The 7016-nt window shown below is 51.1% G+C and carries 6 protein-coding genes; 2 read left to right on the forward strand and 4 right to left on the reverse strand.

The window, feature by feature from the left end:
- Window positions 1-134: 134 nt before the first annotated feature.
- Window positions 135-1358: a cytochrome P450 family protein gene (locus tag EI42_RS24480; protein WP_111325274.1), complete on the forward strand. Its 1224-nt coding sequence runs from the start codon at window positions 135-137 to the stop codon at window positions 1356-1358.
- A gap of 232 nt (window positions 1359-1590) precedes the next feature.
- The gene (locus tag EI42_RS24485; RefSeq protein ID WP_111325275.1) at window positions 1591-2256 is read left to right on the forward strand and encodes an HAD family hydrolase; all 666 of its coding nucleotides are present in this window, start codon (window positions 1591-1593) and stop codon (window positions 2254-2256) included.
- A 48-nt stretch (window positions 2257-2304) separates the two neighbouring features.
- Here EI42_RS24485 and EI42_RS24490 read toward each other — a convergent pair whose 3' ends face one another.
- The 4 genes from EI42_RS24490 to EI42_RS24505 all read right to left on the reverse strand — a co-directional run bounded on the left by EI42_RS24490 (window position 2305) and on the right by EI42_RS24505 (window position 6598).
- On the reverse strand, window positions 2305-3084 hold the full coding sequence (locus EI42_RS24490; protein WP_211326336.1) for a DUF1838 family protein: 780 nt from the start codon (window positions 3082-3084) through the stop codon (window positions 2305-2307).
- 75 nt (window positions 3085-3159) lie between these two features.
- Window positions 3160-4452, reverse strand: coding sequence for an MFS transporter (locus EI42_RS24495; RefSeq protein WP_111325276.1), 1293 nt, complete (start codon window positions 4450-4452; stop codon window positions 3160-3162).
- Window positions 4453-4646: 194 nt separating this feature from the next.
- On the reverse strand, window positions 4647-5720 hold the full coding sequence (locus EI42_RS24500) for a methyl-accepting chemotaxis protein (RefSeq protein WP_111325277.1): 1074 nt from the start codon (window positions 5718-5720) through the stop codon (window positions 4647-4649).
- A 302-nt stretch (window positions 5721-6022) separates the two neighbouring features.
- On the reverse strand, window positions 6023-6598 hold the full coding sequence (locus tag EI42_RS24505; protein ID WP_111325278.1) for a group-specific protein: 576 nt from the start codon (window positions 6596-6598) through the stop codon (window positions 6023-6025).
- Between the last annotated feature and the right edge of the window lie 418 nt (window positions 6599-7016).

The following is a 7016-nucleotide window of genomic DNA, read 5'->3' on the forward strand; positions in this document are numbered from 1 at the left end:
TGTTGATTAATCGACATTTCTGACACATCTGTTTCTTGATCTTCTCCGCATTTCGGACTATAGTAAAAGCAGCGACACTTGTAAAGATAGTATACACCTGTCGAAATTCGTTTTCAAATCAGGAAAGGAATCGTATGACACAGCAGATAAACCTGATATCCCCTGCCTTTAAGGCGAATCCATTCCCAGTTTTTGCTATGTTGCGTGCTCAGGCTCCTGTAATGGAGTATGTCTGGCCTGACGGTCAGCGGCGTTCGTGGCTGATTACCGGCTTCAAAGAGGCAGAAGCCGCACTCAAGGACCCGCGGATTGTGAAGACGGTGCGTAGTGTGTACTCTCAAGAGGAGCTGGCTGAGAAGTTTCCCTGGGTGCTGAACCAGACGGAAGAGCAATTGATGCTGAACCGGCATATGCTTAACGCTGATCCTCCCGACCACACGCGCCTGCGCACCCTGGTGAATCTCTCTTTTACCCCTCGCCTGGTTGAGCAGTGGCGTTCGCGCATCCAGGAGATCGCCGACGAGCTGCTAGACGCCGTTCAAGAGCGAGGTGAGATGGATGTAATCGATGATCTGGCTTTCCCCCTGCCGATTCGCGTTATCTCCGAAATGCTCGGTGTGCCCGATGAGGATCGCACGAAATTCCGGTATTGGTCCAATATCATCGTTGAAGCAACCGGTGATCCACAGGCGTTTGAGCGGGCTGCTGATGATATTACTGCTTTCACGCGCTATGTGCATGATCTGGTGGAAAAGAAGCGCAATGATGAATCTGATGATCTACTCAGCAAATTGATCAGAGCTGAGTCGGAGGGACAGAAGCTCTCCAAGCACGAGCTTGTAGCGATGGTGTTCCTGCTTATTGTGGCAGGACACGAGACCACGGTGAATTTGATCGGGAACGGCATCTATGCACTACTTCAGCATCCCGAACAATTAGAGCTACTGAAGCAGCATCCTGAGCATATTAAAACGGCAGTAGAGGAATTTCTGCGTTATTACAGCCCGGTAATGACGGCTACGCAGCGTTGGGCTCGTGAAGATATGGAATTTGGCGGACAGCAGATCAAGCGCGGTGACAACGTATTGATTGTGCTTGCGGCGGCAAATCATGATGAGCATGAGTTCGCGGAGCCGGACAAGCTCGATATCACCCGAAAAGAGAATCATCATCTGGCATTTGGTAAGGGAATTCACTATTGTCTGGGTGCTCCACTGGCACGCCTTGAGGCCCAGATTGCTGTGAACACGCTGCTGAAACGCATGCCGAATGTGCGTCTGGCTGTTGATCCTCAGCAGGTGCAATGGCGTCCGGGTATCTTGCTGCTTGGTTTGAGCAAGTTGCCTGTCACTTTTTAGTATCGTCACTGTCAGATAAAAGTGGGTATATTCCCAGGCTGAAATGACATCACTACGTAAAAAAGGTGAATTGTTTCCCTGAAAAGAGGAGTGGTGAGCGGGCTGCATGTCGCTGGCATGCAGCTCACTTATTTTTGGCAGAGGGAGCACGGTTTAGATATGGTATGCTATAAAACAGGAGTATTGTTATGTGTCCGCTATATCTGTATAGAAAAAGGAGTACACAATTTTTATGAATCGCTTCTCTTGTAAAGCCTTTCTTTTCGATCTGGATGGTGTGCTTGTTGACTCGAACGCAGTTGTTGAACGGGCGTGGCGGCGGTGGGCGGATCGCCATCAGATGAATGCCGAGGAGCTTTTATTGACTATTCATGGACGGCGTGCTGTCGAAACGATCCGTGATGTTGCACCTGCGCTCGATGTGGAGGCTGAGGCACAATGGCTCTTGCAGACCGAAATTGAAGATATAGAGGGATTGAAGGCGCTCGACGGTGCGGCAGATTTGCTTGCTTCCCTGCCTCCTGAACGGTGGGCAGTTGTCACATCGGGCACGCTCGCACTGGCAAAGGTCCGGTTGGAAACGTGTGGTCTGCCCTTGCCGCGAACGTTTGTCACAGCCGAGCAGGTGCGCAACGGGAAGCCCGATCCCGAGGGCTATTTGAAGGGGGCTGAGCTTCTGGGCGTTGATCCGACAGAGTGTATTGTATTTGAGGATGCTCCGGCGGGCATTGAGGCAGCTCGGAAAGCGGGTGCGCGGGTTATCGGAATCACACATACCTACCCGGCTGCGCAGCTTCAGCGGGCACATTCCTGTATCTCGACGTTGCGGGCGCTTCAGGTGCGGGATGATGGTGAGCGCTTTGAAGTACAGTGTGAAGATATCAGGCAGATTGCATAAATACAGCGAGCGAGGAGGCGGTCATGTTCTGGTTGACCGCCTGCTTTTTTACTGTTGGGCGAGGAGCTTTTTGAAGTAGGTCCATGACGTTTCGTTTGGACGGGTGAAGGTGCGCGGAGCCTCTTTATACTGTGGTTCATGCTGCTCCACATAAGCGCGCAGGTGTGATGGCAGGTCTGCATAGCCGTTCGCCAGCTTGTAGCCTCGGCACTGATAGACAAGGTTGCCCGGGCGGTCGGCCATCTCCATCCACGGGAGCCACGGACCAATGCGCGTCCATGAGAGATGGCAGGGAACCGAGGGCAAATCCTCATTTTCGAGGTCGCTTGTTTTCACGTAAAACTGGAATAATTCAGCACCCTGATAGAGATCATTCTGCGAATACTGCGGGTAATCCTTGCGCGAAAGTGGTGACGGGTACGTGAGGAAAATATCCAGATTCCAGCACTGTATATCATCGCCGACTGGCGTGACAGGAACCGTGAACGGGCCTCGCGGGCCGTTGAGCAGCATTTCCTGATTGACGGGATCATTCCAGACATGCACTACGCGCACCTCTTGCTCGGTGAATGGGTTCTGCCAGCGCTCCAGAATCTCACCGGTGCGTGGGTCTTCATAGACCGACACCTCACGTGAGAGATGCTGATAGCCGCCTTCAACCGGCACAAAACGACTGATATTGTAACCTTCAAAGCGGAACAGCGGCTTGTTTTGCACTCCCGGAATCATACCGTAAATTGAGCCGCTCCAGTAAAAGACGACATCTTCTTGCTTGAGTGAGCCGCGCAGTTTTACAAAGTGTGTGAGCATCTGTTCAGGATTATTCAAAGAATTGGACTCCTTTCATACTGCATAGAGCGGGTCGCTTGCTTCACCAGGAAAAGAGCAAGCGACCCGGGTGTGTTAGCGTACGGATTTGATTCGCCAGACCAGCACTGCGCTGAATAGTGCAAAGATCGCACCGACGACAAAGAGCGCGCTATAGCTTCTCTGCGTAAGAGCAAGCACGCCTGAACCGATCATTGGTGAGAAGATCTGCGGGAGCGCCAGGGCCAGGGCGATAATGCCGATGTCTTTACCGCGATCCTCTTTGTTCGGAAGCACCTGCGTTGCCAGGGCAGTATCAACGGCAAAGAAGGCACCATAGCCGATACCGAGCACCACGGCCCAGATTTGCACTGCGATCCAGCTTGTTGCGAAGGCCGGAATCAGGAAGGAGATCATGACCAGCAGCGCGGCGGCTGTGACAACCGGCTTGCGGCGCTGGAGCTTGTCCGAGATGATACCACCGACAAACGAGCTGAGCAGCATGGGAACCAGCAGTGTCGACTGGAACGCCAGAATCCCATCATTGACGGTTTTGCCCGGGAACAGTTTCTCATATTGCAGTACATCTTTCAAGTAATACTGTAAGAAGGTTGTGACCGCAAAGTACCCGAGGAAGAGAAGCAGGCGGGTGACAAAGGCCCAGGCAAAGTCTGGATGCTTGCGCGGTGAAACCCAGAATTTTTTCAGAAAGGCGCCCAGTTGGAAGGGAGGCACCTCATTTTTGCTGATTGGTTTCTCGCGGTATACCAGGGTAAACAGCAGGACCATCACAAGGACGATGCCCATCAAAACGTAGTACGCGCTGAGCTGGTTCTTCTTAAAAATAACAGCAACAATAATACTACCGAGTACGGCTGCCAATGGTGTCGCCAGCCCGACATAGCTGGAAAGCAGGCCGCGCTGTTTCCTGGGAATGCGGTCAGGGATAATGGCTTGCAGCAGCGTGGTGATTGAGTCAGCAAAAAACTGCACCAGGAACCAGCCGAGAGCAAGCATCCAGATAAGCTGTGAGTTCGCCATGAGGAGCAGGGACAACGCGACACAGACGGCGCTGATGAGCATCCAGAAACGGCGGCGGCCCAGGCGGGCAGTCGTTCTATCACTGATCGCGCCAATAATCGGGGCCGCGATGACCGAGGCGATACCGCCAACCGCTTCAACCCAACCAAGTGTGATCTCGGAGGTGTGGGGGTCAAGCATGCGGATTTGCAGCGGCAAAAGCATAATAACGGTCGGCAGGATCGTCAGATGTCCACTGATAGTGGAAAGAAAATAGAGGATCTGGAAGGGAAATGAGACCTTCCGCTGTTCGTCTGTTTCTTCTGGCGGCGTAGAAGAGTGTGACGTGGGTAGAACAGTTTCAGCCATAAAGGAAAAAGTCCTTTCCAGTAAAAAAGGATAAAATAAAAAATCGCGGTATCGGCTTTATAGATTTTCTCCGCTGGCTTCTCTAGATATAGCAGAAATACTGATCTGCCTGGATGCCTGCATACGGAGAGGAAAGAGCAAGCTATGTGAACCGTGATCAGGCGCTCTTTCCTCTCCACATATAGTGGCGTGTGTCAGTCACCCATTGTCGGGTTACTGCTCCTTGTTGGGCGAGAGCCAAATGCGAAGAGCAGGCGCTTCCCGAGCGGTGTCTGACATTGTGGAAGAGCGACTTGCTTTCCTCGGCGCATCGCTTCGATATAGATAGAGATCTGCTCGACCTCGTTGCGCGTCTGAGCAAGTTCTTCGCTATCGCGTGCCAGCCTCTCATAGCGGGCAAGCAGGTTGTTCAGCGAGCGGCCTATCTGCCAGATCACATCATTCGAGTGAACCGGAGCGCGTACGGCATAATTGCCCTGAGCAGCCTCTTTATGGACGTGAAGAATCTGAGCAATGCCAGCCTCAAGGCGCTCATGTTGCTCTGCCAGTTGCATCGATTGTTCGGCCATCACCTGCCTCGCTGCGATGAGCTCTTCTGCTCTATCTGCCCGCAACAGGGTTCGCTCCATTGTTGCCATACCGAGCCAGCTTACCAGTGCAACCGTGAACAACACGATTGACGGGCGTAAGATGATGATAAAGCGTCCGCTACTCTCGATTAACTGGTGCGTTTCGGGTGGGACGCTGCCGAAACAGACATGCCAGATAATAAAGACTATATCCAGTATGACGAACGGAAAGATCATCGAGCGTGGCAGAAAGAGACTTCCTATCAGGAGTGGATAGACGAAAAAGTCATAAGCGGCAAAAAGATCAGCACCGTTCCTTTTCGACATAACAAAGGTGATCACGCACATGACAACAATCATAATGCAGCTTATGAAGATCGTTCCCGCTATTTTTGTCCTGTTTGCTCGATTGAGCCAGCTTACGAGGGCAAGGATGGGCACAAACGAAAGAACCAGCGGAATGCTGGGCAGGGGGTTGCGAAACGCCAGGATCAGATCAAAGCAGAGGAAGCAGGCAATGACGAAAAGACAGTAGCCAAGAAGCTCCGATTTGCGTAGCTCTGCCCGTTTGAATGGACTTGACGTTGTCAGTTCGTCACGTGGCGGTGCCGTAAGATTCAGCCACCATCCCCAAAAGCCCTTACGTGGCTCTACTAGCGGCTGAACCCCCATCTGAAAATAGTCCGGTTTTTGATCCATACATTGTCCTCTTCAGTATCAGTGGAATCTCTATTGAAGAGCGCCTGACAAGAATGTTGCCGCTCTCCCCCGTTTTGAGCGGCAACAGATATCGCAGAACAGAAACTTCAACAGGAGTTGAACAGTGCCTCATGCACTTTTTTCGTTTTGCGATGGTGGTGTTACACAGGAATTATAAACAGATTGGGGAAAAGAAGTCAATGGAATAGGAATGGGTTACACAGGATTTTAACAAATTTTTAATATCATCTCTCGGGAAAGAGGTGAATAGCGCTTGCTTGTTTCCATATAATGAAGAGGCGCTACAGGTGATTGTGCTGCTCTATTGCTGTGGGATCGCTCCAGGAGATTACTTGAAGCCCTTGAATTGGTATCGCTCCTTTCACCAGAATATGAGGGATACCAGAAAAGAACCCTCTTTGAAGTTTTCGCTGCACTAGGAGATCATACCAATCAAGTGTTTGTTGTGGGACGGTGCTCAATTCTCTGTAGTTACTGTGATCGAGCCATTCTACCTTTTCTTCAAGAATTGTCTCCGGAGATGGGCCAATGCTATCATAGTAGATAGCTGTTGGTAGATCACGAATATATTCCAGTGGAATGCGAAGAAAGGCCTTGTCTGGAGATACAGGTATACTGCGATATTGTAGTTCATGGTAAATGTAATAGGGGTGCAATGGCAGGCAGAAAATCACATCATTCCAGAGGCAATTCAGGCGCGGTATCCGCAGTGACGGGAGTTTTTTTCGAGCAGGGGTGTCATTGTATTTCTGGATCTCGCGATCATAAAGAGCAGGGTACAGCTCTTTGAGCATATTCAGCGGATACAAAGTGTCGCCTTGCAGTGCAGGTGAACAACAATGATAGATTGCAGGCATAGGTGGTCTTCCTTTCCTTGCTTGTATTTTCGGGGGTGCAGTCGAATTATCCCTTTCAATATATGATACGCCTGGACATGAACAGCAATGGCCCTTTGACATTTCCATTGATGCCTGTTGTGCTTGCGAACATCGGCTCCTTATGATGGAAACGCCTGTAACGCGTCTTGGTCAGAATATTTTCCATCTCTTACAGGGACAAAAAATTGCATCATCCATCGCTGGCTGTCCTTCCAGGTCGCGATAATGCAGGATGCCATTTTCGCTGTGATTCTGTTCCTTGATCACAATGGTATTGTGCCTTATAGGGAACGCGCGGATGCTGATCCCTCTTCCTTCGCCTTTCCGATCGGATTCGAGATCCCGCTGCCTCTTCCTTCGCTTGCGCCAGCCCTTTCTGATCGAGTTCGAGATCCCG

It is taken from the genome of Thermosporothrix hazakensis, from assembly GCF_003253565.1.
GTDB lineage: Bacteria > Chloroflexota > Ktedonobacteria > Ktedonobacterales > Ktedonobacteraceae > Thermosporothrix > Thermosporothrix hazakensis.

What these genes read in the sequence shown, in the direction of transcription:
- EI42_RS24485 (WP_111325275.1), top strand. Translation starts at nt 1,591, where the DNA reads ATGAATCGCTTCTCTTGTAAAGCCTTTCTTTTCGATCTGGATGGTGTG.
- EI42_RS24480 (WP_111325274.1), top strand. Translation starts at nt 135, where the DNA reads ATGACACAGCAGATAAACCTGATATCCCCTGCCTTTAAGGCGAATCCA.
- EI42_RS24505 (WP_111325278.1), bottom strand. Translation starts at nt 6,598, where the DNA reads ATGCCTGCAATCTATCATTGTTGTTCACCTGCACTGCAAGGCGACACT.
- EI42_RS24495 (WP_111325276.1), bottom strand. Translation starts at nt 4,452, where the DNA reads ATGGCTGAAACTGTTCTACCCACGTCACACTCTTCTACGCCGCCAGAA.
- EI42_RS24500 (WP_111325277.1), bottom strand. Translation starts at nt 5,720, where the DNA reads ATGGATCAAAAACCGGACTATTTTCAGATGGGGGTTCAGCCGCTAGTA.